Here is a 19,423-nt window from a genome sequence, read left to right as displayed (position 1 = left end):
AGGGGGTCGATATATGCGGTACATGAAGTTGGTGGCGGTGGCGCTGGCGGGGACCAGCATGGTCGCGCTCCCGGTCGCGGCGATGGCGCAGGCGGCGTCGGGCGAGCAGAGCGTGCCGGCGACGGGCCAGGAAGCGAGCGAGGGCGAGGGGCAGATCGTCGTGCTCGGCTCGCGCATCCCGCGCATCCAGGGCGAGGGGCCCGCGCCGGTGACGACGATCACCGCCGACGACATCCTGCGCAGCGGCTATCAGAGCGTGCCCGACGTGCTGCGCGCGATCACCCAGAATGGCGGCGAGACGCAGAGCCAGCAGAGCTTCTCGGGCGCGGATTTCACGCCGGGCGCGCAGCAGGTCGATCTGCGCGGGCTCGGCCCCAACCACACGCTGGTGCTGGTCAATGGCCGCCGCATCGCGGACTTCCCGCTGCCCTTCAAGGGCAACGGCAACTTCACCGACATCTCGAACATCCCGGTGGGGCTGATCGAGCGCGTCGAGATCCTCAGCGGCAGCGCCTCGGCGATCTACGGGTCGGACGCGATCTCGGGCGTGGTCAATTTCCAGCTCAAGTCCAAGCCCGACGGCACCCGCATCGACTATCGCTACGGGGCGACCGAGCATGGCGGCGGATCGTCGCAGCGGCTGAGCCTCACCACGGGCTGGGAGACCGGCGGCTTTCACGGCGTGGTCGGTGTCGAACTGCTCGACCAGCGGCCGCTATGGCAATATCAGCGCAAGCTGCAGGATTCGACCGCCGATGATCCCACCGGGGCCCCGCTGGCCCGGCGCACCTTCCTGCGCGCCGACGAATATCTCTATTACATCAACCCCGGCAAGGCGACGTGCGACCGGCTGTCCTCGCTCAACCGCGGCACCACCTATTATGCCGCGCGCCCGCGGCGCGACACCATCTCCGGCGACGGCTATTTCTGTGGCAGCAACGCATCGGTCGCCTACGGCACGATGCTCTCGAAGCGGCAATCGGCCAGCGGCTTCGGCACCATGGGCTATACGCTGAGCGACCATGCAGAACTGTTCCTCGACTTCCAGGCCAGCTATTCCAACCTCAAGCTGTTCCGCGACGTGCTGTCCTGGTCGTACGTCGCGCCCGACGGGAACGAGGAAGGCACCTTCTACAATCCCAATTACCTGGCCCCCGGCGACACCGACAGCGGCGACCAGCTCGACAATTGGACGCGCCAGTTCACGCCCGAGGAAATGGGCGGGTTCGATGTGGGCATGACCCGCAACCGCTCGTTCAGCTACAATGTCACGCCGGGCGTCAAGGGCAGCTTCGGCGGCACCTGGAACTATGAGTTCAGCCTCAACCACGCCGAATACAGCGCGCGGATTTCCTTCCCCCAGGTGGTGATCTCCAAGGCCAATGCCTTCTTCCTCGGTCCGCAGGTCGGCGTCGATCCCAACTCGGGCTATGCCCAGTTCAACGCCAATCCGACGCGGCTCTACACGCCGCTGACGCCGGCCGAGTATCGCTCGATCACTGCCGATTCGATCTATCGGCCCAAATCCTGGGTCAACAACGTCGCCGCCACGGTGAACAATACCGAACTGTTCCGCCTGCCCGGCGGCCCGGTCGGCTTCGCGATCAGCGCCGAAGTGGGGAACCAGGGCTATGACCTGAAGCCCGATCCGCTCGCGCTGACTCAATATTATGTCGGGCTGGTCGATTCGGACGGGAAGGGGACGCGCCAGCACTGGGGCGCCGGCGGCGAGCTGCGCATCCCGGCCTTCTCGTTCCTCGAGCTCGATGCCGCGGCGCGCTACGATCATTACAGCTTCGCCGGCAACGGCTTCGGCAAGTTCACCTACAATCTCGGCGCGGTGGTGCGGCCGACCAAGTCGCTGATGCTCCGCAGCGCCTATGGCACCGGCTTCCGCGCGCCCGATCTCAACTATGTCTTCCGCGGGCCGGGCAACACCCATCCCTCCGGCACCGATTATTATCTCTGCCGCAGGGACGAGCCGGGCGTCGCCTTGCCCGATTGCAGCTATGCCGATCAGGGCATCGTCTCGCACCGTTCGGGCAACCGGCGGCTGCGGCCGGAGACCTCGACTTCGCTCAACGCGGGCATCGTGTGGCAGCCGTCGCGGCGCTTCGACGTGTCGGTCGACTATTTCCGGGTCGCGATGAAGAACCAGGTGCTCGACATGAACATCGACAGCATCCTGCGCGACGAAGCCGATTGCCTTCTCAAGCAGACAGCGGCGGGCAGCCCGGTCGACGGCAATTCGCCGACCTGCCTCGACGCGAAGGCGCGCGTGCAGCGCTATGTCGGCGGCGCGCTCGATGGCCAGCTCCAGGGCGTCTTCATCAATCCGATCAACGTGGCGAAGGAGACCACCGACGGCATCGACTTCGCCGCGCATCTCCGCATCCCGACGGCCGGGATCGGCACCTTCGCGCTCTCGGCGAGCTACACCTATGTGCTCAACCACACGATCCGCCAGTATCCGGGCGATCCGGTGATCGACAAGCTGACCTATGACAGCGGCTACGACATCCCGCGCGACAAGGGCACGGCGAGCCTCAGCTGGGACCTCGGCAAATTCTCGACGACGCTGACCGGGCAGCGCCTGGGCAGGCTGCCCAATTACGACGAGAATGCCTTCATCAAGGAAAGCTATCTCTTCAACCTGTCGGCCCAGTACAACATCACCGATCGCTTCCGCCTGTCGGGCACGATCAACAATCTGTTCGACCAGAACCCGATCAAGGACCGCACCTATGGCGCCTATCCCTATTACGACATCTCGTGGTTCGACGGGGTGGGGCGGAGCTTCTACGTGCAGCTGACCTACAAGATGGGCGGGGCCAAGCTGTGATCCGCCAGGCCGGAGCGATTCTTCTCGCCTCGTCGCTGTTGGCGGGGGCGGCGCCCGCCGCGGCGCAGGGACTGTCGAAGCCCGAAAAGGCGATCGACCGCACGGTCGATGCCGAGTTCGAGCGTTCGGTGGCGCTGCTCGCCCGGCTGGTCGACCAGAACAGCGGCACGCTGAACCTGCAGGGGGTGGCGAAGATCGGCGAGATGATGCGCGCCGAGCTCGAGCCGCTCGGCTTCGTCGTCAGCTGGAAGCCGATGGACGCCGTCCAGCGCGCCGGCCATCTGATCGCGGTCCATCGCGGCAAGCCGGGCGGCAGGCGCATCCTGCTGATCGGCCATCTCGACACGGTGTTCGAGCCGGGCTCGCCCTTCCAGAAGTTCGTCCGCACCGGCGACAAGGCCGAGGGGCCGGGCGCGGGCGACGACAAGGGCGGCATGGTCGTGATGGTCGCGGCGCTGCGGGCCATGCAGGCGGCGGGCACGCTCAAGGACGCGAATATCGAGATCATGCTCACCGGCGACGAGGAGGATGCCGGCAGCCCGCACAGCATTGCGCGCGCCGATCTGATCGCCGCGGGCAGGCGCGCCGATGTCGCGCTCGATTTCGAGGGGCTGGTGATCGACGGCGGCAAGGACATGGGCTCGATCGCGCGTCGCTCGGTCACCGACTGGCGGATCACCGCGACCGGCAAGACCGGCCATAGCTCGCTGATCTTCGGGCCCGATTTCGGCGACGGCGCGATCAACGAGCTGGCGCGCATCCTGGCGGCCTTCCGCAAGGAGCTGCCCGAGCCCAACCTCACCTTCAACGCCGGGGTGATCGCCGGCGGCGCCAGCGCCGCGATCGACGAGAGCGGCAATGCCAGGGCCGCGGGCAAGACCAACATCATCGCCGCCACCGCCGTCGCGACCGGCGATTTCCGCACGCTGAGCGTCGAGCAGACCGCGCGGATCCGCGCGAAGATGGAATCGATCGTGGCGGCGCACGCCCCGGGCACCGATGCCAGGATCGAATTCGGCGAAGGCTATCCGGCGATGGCGCCGACCGAGGGGAACAAGGCGCTGCTGGCGGCACTCAACGGCGTCAACCGCGACCTCGGCCTGGCCGAGATGGCGCCGCTCGACCCGCTCAAGCGCGGCGCCGGGGACATTTCGTTCGTCGCGCATGACGTCGACAGCCTGGCCGGCCTCGGCACCTACAGCACCGGCGATCACGCGCCGGGCGAGACCGTCGACCTTGCGAGTATCCGGCGCCAGGCAAAGCGCGCGGCCATCCTGATCACGCGCCTGGGCGCGGGGCGGCCCGCCAGGCGGTGAGGCGTCGAGGGAAGGACGGGCCCCCGGGGACAACGACCCGATCGGCAAACCCCGTCGTCCCTGCGAAGCCGGCGATGACGATGTAAATCGGGATGGCGGCGGAAGGACAAGCGGTTTGGGCGTCGCCGAGGCGGCCCGGCCCGCTTTCCCGCCGCCGTGCTAGAAGCGCTTCCGGATGGACAGGCGCACGGTGCGCCCCAGCGGATCGATCTGGTAGCGCGTGTATCCGGCCGGGATGCTGCCGTCTTCCAGGGTCGCCCGGCGATAGCCGTCGAACAGGTTCCGGATGTCGAGCGAGAGCTTCACATTCTTCAGCCAGGGCGTTTTCGCCGCGCCGGGCAGGATGTGTTCGGGCTCGACGAAGAGCGACAGGTTGAGGATCGACGAGGGGGCAAAGCGATAGGCGCCGCCCGGCCCGGCGTTGCGCAGGCGCGCGGAACCGCTCCAGTTCCCGTTCAGCGTTGCGCCGATGCCCCGCTTTCCCGCGGTCGCCTGGAGCGAGACGAAATCGCGGGACTGGCCGCTGTCGGGGCCGAGCTGGTCGATCGGCGGAATGCCGGCGCGCGTCAGCAATTCGCTCTTCAGGCGGCGGCGATAGTTGAGCGAGATGCTCCAGCGCATCGGATCGGCACTGGCCCCGGCGGGCGTGGCCTTGCCGCGGCGCGGCAGCAGCAGTGCGATGCCCGAAGTCAGCTCGGCGCTGGTATCGCGGGCGAGATTGATGGCGCGCGCGTCGACCGAGACCAGATGGCCCCCGGCATCCCGCGTCACGCGCTCCGGAAAGGCTGCCTCGATCGCCGGCGTCAGCTCGGGGAAGGGCGCGACGCCGCCCTTGGCGACCTGCTCGCTATAGCCGAAGTTCAGCGTCAGCGTCTGGTCCGCCAGCGGACGCGCCATTGCCGTCAGCGCGCGACTCTGGCGCCGGCCGCGGCCCAGATTCGGGTTCCCGCCCAGGATCCATATGGCATCGACCGCTTCCTGCCGCGCATAGTCGTAGATCCGGTTGATCGTCGTGACGACGGGGCCGTCGAGCTGTTCGGGCGAGGGGGCTGCCTCGACATCCTCCAGCGTGCCGCGAAGCTGGAGGACGGGATGCGGCGTCCAGGTCAGCCCGGCGCCGAACCGCTTCTGCAGGCTGCCCCCCGAGAGCGACTGGCCGCCCGCGACCAGGTTGAGCGCCAGGTCGCCGAGCGGGCCGGCACCATCCTTTCCGCGCCGGGACAGCGGGACGTTCAGGGAGAGCTGCCCGTCGATCCGGCCGGATGCCCGATCGGTGACGACGAGATTGCCCGAAAGGTCTCCGTTCCGGCTCTCCAGGCTGTTGCGGCTGGCATTGATCGAGAAATTGGCGGTCAGGGGCCCCGCCGGGAGATCGATCGCCGTCTTGATGACGTTGAGCCGGGCGGAGAGATTGTCGCCTTTCGCGCGATTGCGGCCCGCCAGCAGGAACCGCGTGCTCCACGGGCCATAGGGATTGAACGCGGGATCGCCAGCGGCGACCAGTTGCTGCACGCTGCGCGCATCGATTCCGCGCTCGATCAGGCTGTCCGTCCAATTGCGTCCATAGCTGCCGGAAAGCGTAACCTGCCAATCCGCGATCCGGCCCGTCAGCGTCAGCGACGTGCCCAGCGTTTGCGAGCTGTTATCGTTGCGCAGCGCCCGCTCGCCGGCAAAGGGGCGCACCAGGAGCACCGCGTTGCCGAAGGGCGACCAGGGGCTGCCGGCCGGGATCTCGATCGAAGCCATGGGCAGCCCGCGCAGCCCGTTGCTCCCGATGCTGGTGGCATTGAAGCTCAGCGATGCCGAAAACGCCCCCAGCGGACGGGTGACGCCGGCGCTGAGCAATATCGAGCGCTTCGACGGCAGCAATGTCTCATATGCATCGGGATCGACCGGATGCGTGCGGTCCGCGGTGCCGGCGAAGTCCGCGAGCGTCGGCGCCTGCGATGCGGCCCCCGGGGGGATGGCGGCAAGGCCCACCGGCCGGCCGGCGAGCTGGCTGAGCGCCGGGTCGATCTCTCCGCCGCCGGGCGCGGTGACATAGCCCGTGCCGTCGAAGATGCCCGCTGCCGCGGGGAGGCTGCGCGCGCTCTTGCGGAGCGCCGAGTCCCGGCTGATGCGCGCCTGCACGTTCCAGCGGGTCGGCCCGTCGATCGTCACCCGGCCCGCGGAAAGGTCGCCGCCATATTGCCCTCCCGCGGTCGCTGCGGTCATGCCCGCGTCCAGGTTCAGGCTGGCGAAGTGCTGCTTCAGGACCAGATTGACGACGCGCCGGCCGGGCGGATAGCCATATTGCGCCGCGGCATCCGGCTTCAGCACGGCGAGGCGGTTCAGCGCTTCCGCCGGATAGGACAGGATCGAGCGGTCGCCATCCGCCGGCCGGCCGTTGATGAGCAGGACCGGTTCGTCGTCGCTGCCGCTATTGCCGATGAAGGGCGTCAGGCGAGCCAGCAGGTCCTGGATGCTGTCCGCGCCGTGGCTGGCGATCTCGTCCTCGCCGAACTCCGTCTCGGCGGCTACCCTGGCTTCGCCATAGCGCCGGGCGGTGACGACGATCTCGTCCCCCGGCTGCGCTTCGGCGGGAGAGGGGCGGTCCTGCGGGCCGGTGGCTGCGCCCGGCTTTTCGCCCGCCGTCTGCGCCCTGGCACCCTGGGGCAGCGTCATGGGCAGTGCAAGGGACAGCAGCACGGAGAAACGGGCCAGGGGCATCATAGACCGCGTACTTTCCGCACTCCGGATTCCCCCGATACGACGCCGTGGACCCGTAATGACTAACGCTCCGGTCAAATCAAGGCGCGCTGCCTTGTGGCCGGAGGCAAGGACGATAACGACACCGCGTTGCGGGGATGCGCCCGCACTGCAGGGAAATGAAGCGGGCGCACCGAAGCAATGCGCCCGCCGAGTTTCAGTGTTGAGAGGGTGAGTGCACCTTCATTCAGGCGGCAAAGCCATCGACCGTGCAGGCCGGACCACCGGTGTGGGGCGGAAGGACGGCGCCGCTGATGGTCAGGGTGCTGCCATCCCAGGTGCCGCTGATGTCGCCATAGCAGTCGCCGATGGTGATCGTGGTCACATCGACGTTGTGGAACGTCAGGACGCCGGCCGAATAGGAGGTGGTGTACGGCATGTTGTTGAAGTGCAGCGCGGCGCAGTTCGTGTCGCCGGGGTTCATCTCGATAGAGCCCTTGTTGTTGGCCGCATCGAGAGTGAGCTTCAGATCGCACGTGACGGTGATGCCCTTGGTGGCGACGACGACGCCGTTCAGAACGCCGTTCGGTGCAGCCTGAGCCATGGCCGCCGAACCGAAGAACGTCGAACCAACAACAGCCGATGAAATCAGGACGAGTTTGTTGAGCCTGTTCATTTATCATCTCCCGCGTTATTTGATTCGCACTGTCTTATCAGTGCGACTCGACTATAACTTATCTGTCATTTTATTCAAGAGTATTCAGATTTAACGTAAAATTAATTGCGTTGAACGGTTCGTCTCAGAATCGCTTCATGATGTTGAATCCCACGATGCGAGGGTCCAACGTGAATACGTTGGTTGTCAGGCCAGTATCATCGGCATTTGTGAAGAAGTCCGTGATCGGGGTGTTGTTGAAAAGGTTCTTTACGTAGAGCTGAAATGTAATGTCGGATTTCGGCCGAGACAAAGTCAGGGCTGCATTTACGTTGTCCCACGCTCTCAGGCGATCATAGGCGGTATTATAAACGCGCGCATAGCTTTTTGACTGACGGTAATAGTCACCGCGCAGCGTGAGTTCCCAGTCTCCACCATCCAGGAAGAAAGTGTATTGCGCGCCGACATTGGCGGTCCAGCGCGGGGCGTTGGGTAGCTCGTTGCCGGTGAGGTCGGCGGCGAAGCCGCGCCCGCCATTGGGCGCGCCGCTTCCGCCCTGGGCGATGTTCAGGCCGACCGTGCTCGCATTGTAGGGCGCGAACGGATCATAGGTGAAGCCATAGGTGTTGTAGAGCTTGAACTTGCTGTCCACCGCCGGGTTGTAGGTGCCGATGCGGGTCGCGCCCGGGCAGAGTGCGGCCAGCGCGATCTCGTTGCCCGACGGCAGCACCTTCTCCACCAGCGCGCGGGGCGCGATGCAGTTCGAGGGGACCTGCAGCCAGGGCCGCAGCACCACCCAGTCCGGATCGCCCTGCGTCCGGTTCATCACGTCGATCGACTCCGAGCCCTTCTTCAGCCGCGTCTTGAGGAGGCCGAAATTGCCGTCGATGCGAAAGGCACGCGAGGGGCGCCATGCCGCCTCCAGCTCCAATCCCATGCTCGTGGCGCCGAAATTCTCGTTATAGGCAATCCGGTCGACGATCTGCGAGATCTGGTAATCCTTGTAATCGTACAGGAATGCAGTGGCGTTCAGAGTCAGCTTGCGGCCGGCAAAGGCGTTCTTCGTGCCGATCTCGAAGGCGTTGACATATTCCGGCCGAAAGGTCTGCGGCAGGAACTGATACTGCACGATCGCCGGGTTGAAATCGACGCGAGGCGGATTGACGCCGCCGCCCTTGTAGCCGCGGGCCGCCGAAAGATAGAGGAGCGTGTCGTCGGTGAAGCTGAGCGTCGGCTTCCAGTCGATCACCGCGCGCCCGGTGAACTTCCCCCATTTCTGGTGGATGTCGGGCAGGGCGGGATAGCCGCTGTTCACCCGGCCGCCGGTGGTGTCCCCGGGGAACGGCGTACCGGTGCCGCCGCCCAGCAGCAGCTGGCTGGGAATCTGGGTCGAGACCTTCTCGTCCTGCGTGTAGCGCAGGCCCACGGTCAGCTTCAGATTGTCGGTGGCGTTCCAGTAGAGCTCGCCAAAGGCGGCCTTGCTTTTGATCCGCACGCCATTCTGGCTCAGAAAGTAGTTGTGGCCCTGATTGTCGAGGCTTCCCAGGGGGTTGCGGTCGACATAGGGGCATTCGCGTGCTTCGAAGCCGAGTCCGCAGGGCGCGACCGCCGGCTTGAGTGTCGTGCCGCCGCGGCTGTAATACCAGTCGGCGATCAGGGTGAACATGTTATTGAAGACGTAGTAATCGTCCTTGGATTTGAAATCGAGATAGTTCAATCCAAGGTTGAAATTGAGCGGTCCGCTGAAGCTCGATTGAAGGCGGAACTCCTGAGACCATTGGCGATTTCTAGAACGACTTATGTCGACCGAGACCATTCGGTCGGAGCAGCCGAGCTGGGGATCGCAATATATGCCGCCCGGGGTGGGCAGTTCCGACGTGTCCATGGTCCGGCCGAGCACGTCGAGGAGGAGCTGCGAGGAGTCGTTGAAGATCGGGTTGCTGACGAACCGGTTATAGTCCTGCGAAGAATAATAGCGGTCGCGGGCATAGGCGGTCTGCGACACCAGCTTCAGCCCTTCGGCGGGCACGAACTCGAGGTTGAGCTGGTAGACGTCGTTCGTCGCGCGGAACACCGGGTCGTAGCTGGTCGATATCTCACGCAGGTTCCGCGATTGCGTCACCCCGGCAAAAGGGTCGGCGTCCTTGAGGACGTTGACGCGCGGCCCGCCCCGCCGGTCGGGGCGGGCGGGGTTGGGCTGGAAGCCGAGCAGGATGTCGGAGGGCACTTTCAGATAGACGAGGCTGCGCCCATTGGGCACGCCATAGGCCGCATCGTCATAGAGCGAGCCCGGCAGGCAGCCCTGGCTCAGCTTGCCGCGCAGGCTAGGATTGGTGATCGTGACGTTGCCGACCTTTGCCGGGCCGGGATCGGTGGTGCACAGCTGCTTGCCCGTGCGCGCCCGGTTGTCGTCCTCGTCGAAATGCTGCCAGATCAGGTTCGCGCGAAACCGGTCGCTGGGAATCCATTGCACCGTTCCGCGGGTCGACCAGAGGTTGCGCCCGTTGACGTCCCGCTTGGTGAAGCTGTTGTAGTCGAAGCCCTCGCGGCTGGTCCAGGCGCCGGCGACGCGGATGCCCAGCGTGTCGCCGAGCGGAACGTTGATCATGCCGTTCAGGCGCATCGTGCCGTAATTGCCGACCTCGGCCTTCACTTCGGCGCCGAAATGGGCGTCCGGCAGGGCGGGGATCACGTTGACCACGCCGGCCGTCGCGTTGCGGCCATAGAGCGTGCCTTGCGGGCCGCGCAGCACCTCGACGCGGGCCAGGTCGAAGAATTCCGATTCGAACAGTCGGTTGCGCACCAGCGGCGTGTTGTTGAAGCTCACTGCGACCGCCGGATCGCTCGACGCCGAAATCGCCTTGGTCCCGATCCCGCGGATCGAGAAATTGTACATGCTGAAATTGCTTTTCGAGAAGGTGACGTTCGGAATCGCTCGCAGCAGTTCCGAGCCGCCTTCGATCTTCCGGTCGTCGAGCGCCTGGGCGGAGAATGCGGACACCGCGATCGGCACGTCCCGGATCGATTCCTCGCGCTTCTGCGCGGTGACGATGATCTCCGTCGGGCCATCGTCCTGCGCCGCGCCCGGCGCTTCGCTGGTGCCCGAGACCTGGACGGGCCGGACGGGCGCGGGCGGGGCGCTGGAGGTGGGCGTCACCGCGCCGGCGGCGGGCAGCACTACATAGGTCTTGGCACCGGTCTGGCGCGCGACCAGCCCCGTGCCCTCGAGCAGCGCGCCGAGCGCCTGGTCGATCGTCATTTCGCCATGCACGGAGGCGGTGCGCTTCCCGCTGGTATATTTGCGGGCGGCGATGATCTGGATATCGGCCTGATGGCCCAGCGCGACGATGCCGGTTTCCGCGGCCTGCGCCGATACGTCGAAGCTACGCCGCTGCGCCGAAGCCGCCGGCGCCGTCATTACGAAGATACAAGCAGTCGCCCCCAACAGGGCGGCACGCCCCCGCATAATCCCCATGTTATTCCTCTCCCTTGCGGGCTTTTTGCGCCCGTTATTCCGCAAGAGTCCCCGGCGGCGATTTTCCTTATTTTCGCGGGCGGCCGAGGCGGATTTCGTTCGGATCGCTCAGGTCGATCGGCACGCCCAGACTTTCCTGCACGGCCATGGCGAAGCCTTCGAGATCGTCGGTGCGCAGCGTGCCGTCGAAGCTTTCGCGGGCGATGCCGGGATCGACGATGACGAGCTGGCGGCGATTATAGCGGTTGAACTCCGCGGCTGCGTCGGCGAGCGTGACGCCGGCAAGGTCGATCTTGCCTTCGCGCCAGGCAAGCGCCCGATAGACCGAGCTCGCGCTGGCAGGCGCGCGGACGACTGCGGCATCGTCGGCCAGGAAGGCATGCTCGCCCGCGGCGATGCGGATATGCGGCGCGGCGGCGCCGTTCGCCCAGGCTTCGACCACGCCTTCGGTCACGGTGATGTCGGCGCCTGCCTGGCGGCGCCGGACGGCGAAGGCGGTTCCCACGGCCTGTACGCGGATCTTTCCCGCCTCCACGAGGAAGGGGCGTTTCGCATCCTTGGCGACCTGGAACCACAGCTCGCCCTGCCGGATCCGGACCAGGCGGCGCGCTTCCTCGAGGTCGACCGAAGCCAGGCTGGCGGTGTTGATCACCATCGTCGAGCCGTCGGCGAGCGGCACGCGGCGAATCTCGCCGATCTGCGTGCCATATTCGGTGCCACGGTCGAGCAGGAACGCCGCGCCCGCAAGCGATGCCGCGATCGCCGCGCCGCCACCGATCAGGAAGCGCCGCCGGCCCGTACGGGAGCGATAGGTCGGCGCTTCGGCTTCCGCGTCGTCGGCATTGGCCGGGCGCAGGGGGTCGAGCGTCGCCCAGGCCGCCTGGGCCTGCAGCAGCGCGCCGCGCCGCCGCGGATCCACTTCGAGCCAGAGCCCGAGCTCGGCTTCGTCGATGTCGTTCCATTCGGACCCGTCCATCCGCGCGACCCAGCGCGCGGCTTCCTCCTGGATCTCGCGGGCGCTCTGGTGCGTCATTACCGGCGCCCCCCGTCCGCGCGCGGCGTGCCGGCTTCGAAGCCGTTCAGCCACGCCATCACCCGGCGGTCCTCGTCGCGCCAGACGCGCAGGATCGTCTGGACGCCCTGATGGACGTCGTTCTCGACCACGCTCTCGCTGACGCCCACGCGGCGCGCGATCTCCTTCTGGGAGATGCCCTCGATCTTGCGCATCTCGACGATGCGCCGGCAGCGTTCGGGCAGGCCGGCCATGATCGCGCGCAATCGCGCATAGTCGAGCCGGCCCGCGGCTTCGCGTTCGGGCGAGGGGCTGTCGTCGATCGCATAGGTTTCGATCTCGGCGATCATGTCGATCGATACGATCCGGCCGCGCTTGAGGCGCTGCAGCAGCAGGTTGCGTACGATCGAGAAGAAATAGGCGCCCGGACGCGTGATATGGTCGACCGTGTCGAGCGCGGCGAGGCGGCAATAGGCTTCCTGAACGATGTCATCGATATCCTCCTCCGAAACGCGCGCGCGCACCAGCCATGCCCGTACCGTGCTCTCGTACGGGATCACCGTTTCCGCCACCCACGTCGCCCTCAGGCGACGTCGTTCGAAGTTCGCCTCCTTCTTCGTCGTGCCTCTCCTGCTTTTTTGTTCTTTTCTACGCGGCTTCTTGTCGTCCGTACTGCACAGATACCTGACCAGTGAATTTCCTTATTGCAACCCGCGCTATTTTTACGCGGCGCGCATCTCAACTCCGCCTGTCCATAACGAATGGTTATGCTGCAGCGCGGCCTTCGAACGTGGCGTCGGCCCGTGTTTCGGCAATCATGCGATGCGAGGCATCAATCGGGGTTTTCAATGATTGCCAGTCCTTATCTCCTGTATCTCGGCCATTCGAACGACGAGGTGGGCATCAAGACCTCCCGCGGGCTGGCGGTGTTTCGGCCGGACGATTGCGTTGGCGAATTTCGGCACGACGATTGCGGATTGACGCTCGACCTGCCGCGCATGGGCTTTGCCGAGGCAGTGGCCGCCGGGGCCAGGACCCTGGTGCTCGGCATCGCCAATGCCGGCGGCCGGATGAGCGCCGATCTGGTCGGCGATGCCATCGCGGCGATCGAGGCGGGGCTCGACGTGGCGTCCGGGCTGCATCACCGGCTGCGCGAGGAACCGGCGATCGTGGCGGCGGCGGCGCGCCATGGGCGCAAGCTGCACGATGTGCGCGATCCCCGGCCCGGCATCCCTGTCGGCAATGGCAAGCGGCGCGCGGGCAAGCGGCTGCTCACCGTCGGCACCGATTGCTCGGTGGGCAAGATGTACGCGACGCTCTGCCTGGAGCGCGGCATGCGCGCGCGGGGCATGGCCGCCGATTTCCGCGCGACCGGCCAGACCGGGATATTGATCGCCGGCAGCGGCGTGCCGCTCGACGCCGTCATCGCCGATTTCATCTCGGGGGCGATCGAGGACATCTCGCCCGCGCGCACCGATGACGGCTGGGACCTGATCGAGGGACAGGGTTCGCTGTTCCACCCTTCCTTCGCGGGCGTCTCCACCGGCCTGCTGCACGGCGCGCAGCCGGCGGCGCTGGTGCTCTGCCACGATCCCATGCGTGCCCATATGCGCGGCCTGCCGCATTATCCGGTGCCGGGGCTCCGGGAAACGCTGGAGGCCAATCTGGCCGTCGCGCGCCTCACCAGTCCCGAGGTCCGGGCGGTCGGCGTCGCGCTCAACACGTCCAAGCTCGCGCGCGCGGAAGCGGAGCGGCTTTGCGCCGAGACCGCCGATGCGCTCGGCCTGCCCTGCACGGACCCCTTCGCCATGGGTGTGGACTCCATCATCGACAGGATCGACCAATGCTTCGAAGCCTCGCCGCGCGTAGCGACGCTTTCGCTCTAGCCACGCCCTTCCGCATCTCGCGGGGCGTGAAGACGGTCGCCGATGTGGTGACCGTCTCGATCGCGGCCGAGGGTGCGGTCGGGTGGGGAGAGGGGGTGCCCTATCCGCGCTATGGCGAGTCGATCGCAGGCGCGCTCGCGGAGATCGCGGCGGTACGCGGCGCGATCGAGGCGGGGGCTTCCCGCGAGGCGTTGCTTGCCCTGATGCCGGCCGGCGCGGCGCGCAACGCAGTCGATTGCGCGCTGTGGGACCTGGAGGCGAAGCTGGCCGGGCGTAGCGTGACCGAGCTGCTCGGCATGGCGCCGCTGGGGCCGACTGCGACGGCCATGACCGTCAGCCTGGACACGCCCGAAGCAATGGCGACGGCGGCGCAGCGCCTGGCGGATGTGCCGCTGATCAAGATCAAGGTCGATCGCAGCGATCCCGAGGCCCAGATCCGCCGCGTGCGCGAGGCGGCGCCGGCGCCGCGCGTGATCGTCGATCCGAACGAGAGCTGGACGATCGCGGAGATCGAACGGCTGCAGCCGATGCTGGTCGAGCTGCGCGTGGATCTGCTCGAACAGCCGCTGCCTGCGGGCGAGGATGATGCGCTGGAGGGGTTCGCGCCGCTGGTCCCGATCGCCGCGGACGAATCCGCGCATATCGCCGACGACGTCGCGGCGCTCGCCGGCCGGTATCAGGTGATCAACATCAAGCTCGACAAGACGGGCGGCCTCACCGGCGCGCTCGCGCTGGCGGAGGCCGCCGCGGCCGCCGGGCTCGGCGTGATGACGGGCAGCATGATCTCGACTTCGCTGTCGATCGCGCCCGCGCTGGTGATCGCCGCCCGTTCGGGTTTCGTCGATCTCGACGGGCCGCTGTGGCTGGCGGAGGACCGGCCGGGCGGCGTGCGTGGCGAACGGGGCGTGCTGTCGCCGCCGGCCCCCGGATTCTGGGGAGCGCCATAGCCGGAAGCAACAAGCAACAAGGGGAGTCGCGTCGGATGGTTCGGGGTCGAAAGCTGAAGATTGGCGTGGCGGCGGGCATCGTGCTGGCCACCGCCGCCGGAGGTGCCCTCGCACGGGGAGGCAGCCCGGAACCGGGCGCCGACCTGATCCTGCGCGGCGGTACCATCTATCCGGGCAATGCCGCGCCTTTCAAAGGCGATGTGGCGATCCGCGGCGACCGCATCGTCTATGTCGGCCCCAGGGCGTCCGGCGGGGCCGGAAGGATCATCGATGCGACCGGTCTGATCGTCGCGCCCGGCTTCATCGACACCCACACCCATGTCAACGGCGCGCTGGCGTCCGGCGATCCCGCGGCGCGGCTGGTGCTGCCGTTCCTCACCCAGGGCGTGACGACTGCCTTTATCGGGGTGGACGGCGGCGGCGACCCCGATGTCGCCCGCACCTTCGGCCGCGATAGCGGAGCGAAGGGCGGTGACGGAGAGGCGGCGCTGGGCCAGTCGAGCCGCGACTATGGCATCAACTTCGCCACGTATGTCGGCCTGGGCGCGGTCCGGCTGAAGGTGATCGGCCCCGACGATCGCGCGCCGACCCCGGAGGAGCTGGCCCGGATGCAGGGGCTGGTCTCCTCGGCCATGTGCCAGGGTGCCCTCGGCCTTTCGACCGGCCTGTTCTACGCCCCCCAGAGTTTCGCCAGGCGCGACGAGGTGGTGGCGCTGGCCCGCGCCGCGGCGGAGAAGGGCGGCATCTATGACAGCCATCTGCGCGACGAATCCTCCTATACGATCGGCCTGAAGGGCGCGGTTGCCGAAGCGATCGAGATCGGGCGCGAGGCCGGCATCCCGGTGCACATCGCTCATATCAAGGCGCTGGGCGTCGACGTGCAGGGGCAGGCCGGGGCGATCATCGCCCAGATCGAGGCGGCGCGGAAGGCGGGGCAGGTGGTCCATGCCGATCAATATCCCTGGTCCGCCTCGGGAACCGGGCTGTCGGCGGCGCTGATGCCGCGCTGGGCGCAGGATGGCGGCCGCGACGCGATGCTCCGGCGCTTCGACGATCCCGCCGCGATGGCGCGGATGCGGCCGGAGATCGCCGACAATCTGCGCCGGCGCGGCGGTCCCGCCTCGCTGCTGATCACGTCGGGCCCGGCCGATGCGGAAGGCAGGACGCTCGCGCAGATCGCCACGAGCGCCGGCGCCGACCCGATCGACGCCGCGATCGCGATCCTGCGCAAGCGCGAGGCGGGCGTGGCGTCGTTCAATCAGAGCGAGGCGGACATCGCCGCCTTCATGCGGCAGCCCTGGGTAGTGACCAGTTCGGACGCGTCGCAGGGCCATCCGCGCTATTATGCGTCCTTCGCCCGCAAATACGCGACCTATGTGAAGGAGAAGCAGGTCATCGACCTGCGCGCCTTCATCGATCGCAGCACCGCCGTGACGGCGGCGATGTTCGGCCTGGAGGGGCGAGGGCAGCTCAAGGCCGGCGCCTTTGCCGATGTGATCGCGTTCGACCCCGGCCGCTTCGCGCCGCGGGCCGATTATGTCCGTCCGGCGCGGTTCTCCACGGGCATGCGCACGGTGATCGTCAACGGCGTGGTCGCCATCGAGAATGGCGCGCCGACCGGCGCCGCCGGGGGCCGCCCGCTGCCGCGCCAGCCCAGGCCGGGGAGCTGCCGATAAGTAACTGACAGGGAACCGCAGGAAGGAGCCGATGCGGTGCAGCCGGAGCAACCGGCGCACGAGTGGCATCATCGCTCGACTATACCGAGGAAGGGGAAGAAATATGACAAGATCGACGAGGGCCGCCTCTCTGTCCGCGCTGGCGATCGCGCTGCTGTGGAACGGCGCGGCGCATGCGCAGGACGCGCAGAACGGCGAGCCGGCAGCCGAAGCGCCGCAGACCGAGATCACCGTCACCGGCACGCGCATCCAGCGCAACGGCTATCAGGCGCCGACGCCGCTCACCGTGATCAACGCGGAGGACATGGCGGCGAGCGCGCCCGCCAACGTCGCCGACTATGTCAACGAGATCCCGTCGCTGGTCGGCAGCGTGACGCCGGCCAATTCCAACCTCAACATCTCGGCCGGCACCGCCGGCGTCAACGCGCTCAACCTGCGCGCGCTCGGCACTGCGCGCACGCTGGTGCTGCTGGACGGCCAGCGCTCGGTGGGATCGACCGTCGGCGGCCTGGTCGACGTCAACACCTTTCCGCAGGGCCTGATCAAGAGCGTCGAGATCGTCACCGGCGGCGCCTCCGCCGCCTATGGCTCGGACGCGGTGTCGGGCGTGGTGAACTTCATCCTCGACAAGGAATATTCCGGCCTCAAGGGCACGGTCGAATATGGCATCTCGACCTATGGCGATGCGCCCAACTACCGTGCGACGCTGACCGCCGGCACCGGCTTCGCGGGTGGGCGAGGCCATATCCTGCTCAACGGCGAGATTTCGGTGAAGGAAGGGCTGCACGGCGTCCCGCGCGACTGGAACAACCGCGGCTGGTACATGATCAACAACCCCGCCTATGTGGCGGGGAACGGCCAGCCGGAGCGGCTGGTGGTCTCGGGCGCGGGGCTCAGCCAGGCGACGCGGGGCGGCGTCATCCTCAACACCGCGCTGCGCGGCACCCAGTTCGGCTATGGCGGGGCGGTCAGCCAGTATAATTTCGGCACCAACCGCGATCCCTGGCAGATCGGCGGCGACTGGCAGTCGACTCAGGTCAACGGCTTCCAGTCGCTCGATCCGGAGGAGAATCGCAAGAGCCTGTTCGGCCGGGTGAGCTTCGAAGTGGCCGACGGGCTCAACCTGTTCGGCCAGGCTTCCTATGCCAAGTCGCAGAATCTCGGCTGGCTCGGCGTGCAGCTCAACCAGGCGAACGTCACGATCCGTTCGGACAATGCCTATATCCCGGCCTCGGTCCGTGCCCAGCTCGGCGGCATCGCCAGCTTCACGCTGGGCACCAGCAACGCCGACCTGCCGATCCGCAAGAACGACACCGAGCGCGAATTGCAGCGCTACGTCGTCGGCGCCAATGGCAGCTTCCCGCTATTCGCCGGCACCGCGCGCTGGGACGTCTATTACCAGAAGGGCATCAGCCGCACGCGCGAGATGGCGCGCGACATCACCAACAATGCCCGGCTCGCGCTGGCCCAGGACGCGGTGTTCGCACCGGCCGGCAATGCGATGGGCGTGCCCGCGGGGACGATCGTGTGCCGTTCGACGCTGACGGCGCCGACCAATGGCTGCGTGCCGCTGAACCGCCTCGGCATCGGCGTCGCCAGCCCCGAAGCGCTCGCCTATGTCCTCGGCAATCCCTATCGCCGGCAGAAGTTCGAGCAGGACGTGGTCGCGGCCAACCTGGCGTTCGACGCGTTCGCGCTGCCGGCCGGCCCGGTCTCCGTCTCGGTCGGCGGCGAGCATCGCCGCGAGAAGGTAAGCGGCTTCGTGCCCAGCGAATATCAGAGCGGCTGGTTCGTCGGAAACTTCCTGCCCAGCTTCGGCCAGTACAGCGTGACCGAAGGCTATGTCGAACTCGCGGTGCCGGTGATCAAGGGGCTGGACCTCAACGGCGCGGTGCGCGGGACCGATTATTCGACTTCGGGCTATGTAACCACCTGGAAGGCGGGCCTGACCTTCCAGCCGATCCCCGACATCCGCTTCCGCGCCACCCGCTCGCGCGACATCCGCGCGCCCAATCTGGGCGAATTGTTCACCGCCGGATCGACCCGGATCAACGTGCTGATCGATTCCTCGCAGAACAACGCGTCGGTCACCTTTGCGGGCACGACCCGCGGCAACGCGCTGCTCCAGCCCGAAAAGGCCGATCAATGGGGGGTCGGCGTGGTGCTGCAGCCAAGCTTCCTGCGCGGCTTCGCGATGTCGGTCGATTACTACAACATCAAGATCAACGGCGCGATCGGATCGGTCGCGGCGCAGACGATCGTCGATCGCTGCAACGAAGGCATCCAGGCCTTTTGCGCGGCCGTGGTGCGCGGGCCCAATGCGTTCGGCAACAACCTGCAGGTGTATGAGAGCCCGTTCAACTTCGCGGTGCAGAAGGCGCAGGGCATCGACTTCGAGGCTTCGTACCGGACCCGCGTCGGCCCCGGCAATTTCTCGCTGCGCGGCATGGCGACGCGCTACATCAAGAATTACTTCGACAACGGCATCGACGCGCCGACCGACACGGTGGGCCAGAACGCCCCCGGCGGCACGCCGAAATGGCTCTACCGCGCCCAGGCCAGCTATGACGTGGACGATTTCAATGCCACGCTGATCGGACGCGGGGTGAGCGACGGCGTCTACGACAACAGCTTCGTCGAATGCACCAGCGGCTGCCCGACTTCCACCGTCACCAACCGCACGATCAACGACAACCGGATCAAGGGCGCCTTCTACATCGACGCCTCGCTCACCCAGGGCTTCAAGATGGGGGGTAGGGACGTGCAGCTCTTCTTCAACGTCTCCAACCTGCTCGACAAGGATCCGCCCGTGGTGGCGCCGGGACCCGCGGGCAGCGCCTATGCGACGCCGGCGACCAACCAGTCGATCTACGACCTGCTGGGGCGGACCTTCCGCATCGGCGCCCGGTTCAAGATGTGAAGGGAG

At 67.0% G+C, this 19,423-nt stretch carries 11 protein-coding genes; 6 read left to right on the top strand and 5 right to left on the bottom strand.

From position 1 onward, the window contains the following. The first annotated feature begins 22 nt into the window (after positions 1–22). The gene (locus BGP17_RS05780) at positions 23–2,842 is read left to right on the top strand and encodes a TonB-dependent receptor plug domain-containing protein (protein ID WP_286711315.1); all 2,820 of its coding nucleotides are present in this window, start codon (positions 23–25) and stop codon (positions 2,840–2,842) included. After that, positions 2,842–4,158 (top strand): M20/M25/M40 family metallo-hydrolase, encoded by a 1,317-nt coding sequence (locus tag BGP17_RS05775; protein ID WP_380926306.1) that lies wholly within the window; start codon positions 2,842–2,844, stop codon positions 4,156–4,158. The genes BGP17_RS05780 and BGP17_RS05775 overlap by 1 nt, the downstream gene beginning before the upstream one ends. A 159-nt stretch (positions 4,159–4,317) precedes the next feature. Here the strand turns inward: BGP17_RS05775 and BGP17_RS05770 are convergent, their stop codons facing one another. The 5 genes from BGP17_RS05770 to BGP17_RS05750 form a co-directional block, all read right to left on the bottom strand. Then, positions 4,318–6,867 carry a porin family protein gene (locus BGP17_RS05770; RefSeq protein ID WP_286711313.1) on the bottom strand — a complete coding sequence of 850 codons (2,550 nt, stop codon included), beginning with the start codon at positions 6,865–6,867 and terminating at the stop codon, positions 4,318–4,320. A gap of 226 nt (positions 6,868–7,093) precedes the next feature. After that, entirely contained in the window at positions 7,094–7,522 is a 429-nt protein-coding gene (locus tag BGP17_RS05765) for a PraA/PraB family alkane oxidation protein activator (protein WP_167300603.1), read from the bottom strand. A 124-nt stretch (positions 7,523–7,646) separates the two neighbouring features. Then, positions 7,647–10,919 (bottom strand): TonB-dependent receptor, encoded by a 3,273-nt coding sequence (locus BGP17_RS05760; RefSeq protein WP_167300602.1) that lies wholly within the window; start codon positions 10,917–10,919, stop codon positions 7,647–7,649. 124 nt (positions 10,920–11,043) lie between these two features. Beyond that, on the bottom strand, positions 11,044–12,009 hold the full coding sequence (locus BGP17_RS05755) for a FecR family protein (RefSeq protein ID WP_167300601.1): 966 nt from the start codon (positions 12,007–12,009) through the stop codon (positions 11,044–11,046). Next, positions 12,009–12,560: an RNA polymerase sigma factor gene (locus BGP17_RS05750; RefSeq protein ID WP_286711312.1), complete on the bottom strand. Its 552-nt coding sequence runs from the start codon at positions 12,558–12,560 to the stop codon at positions 12,009–12,011. Before BGP17_RS05750 ends, BGP17_RS05755 begins: the two co-directional genes overlap by 1 nt. Before the next feature lie 276 nt (positions 12,561–12,836). On the opposite strand from BGP17_RS05750, the gene dgcN reads away from it, so the two are divergent. The 4 genes from dgcN (at position 12,837) to BGP17_RS05730 (ending at position 19,417) form a co-directional block, all read left to right on the top strand. Then, positions 12,837–13,874 carry an N-acetyltransferase DgcN gene (gene dgcN, locus BGP17_RS05745; protein WP_286711311.1) on the top strand — a complete coding sequence of 346 codons (1,038 nt, stop codon included), beginning with the start codon at positions 12,837–12,839 and terminating at the stop codon, positions 13,872–13,874. Beyond that, a complete protein-coding gene (gene dgcA, locus BGP17_RS05740) occupies positions 13,832–14,821 on the top strand; it encodes an N-acetyl-D-Glu racemase DgcA (protein ID WP_286711310.1) in 990 nt (329 codons plus the stop codon). Before dgcN ends, dgcA begins: the two co-directional genes overlap by 43 nt. Positions 14,822–14,856: 35 nt before the next feature. Next, the gene (locus BGP17_RS05735; RefSeq protein ID WP_286711309.1) at positions 14,857–16,497 is read left to right on the top strand and encodes an N-acyl-D-amino-acid deacylase family protein; all 1,641 of its coding nucleotides are present in this window, start codon (positions 14,857–14,859) and stop codon (positions 16,495–16,497) included. A gap of 103 nt (positions 16,498–16,600) precedes the next feature. Beyond that, positions 16,601–19,417 carry a TonB-dependent receptor domain-containing protein gene (locus tag BGP17_RS05730; RefSeq protein WP_286711308.1) on the top strand — a complete coding sequence of 939 codons (2,817 nt, stop codon included), beginning with the start codon at positions 16,601–16,603 and terminating at the stop codon, positions 19,415–19,417. Positions 19,418–19,423 lie beyond the last annotated feature (6 nt).

Origin of the sequence: Sphingomonas sp. 67-41 (genome assembly GCF_001899725.1) — a bacterium.
GTDB classification, from domain to species: domain Bacteria; phylum Pseudomonadota; class Alphaproteobacteria; order Sphingomonadales; family Sphingomonadaceae; genus Sphingomonas; species Sphingomonas leidyi.
The sequence above is the reverse complement of the archived record's forward strand: the minus strand, read 5'-3'. Positions and strand labels throughout refer to the sequence as shown.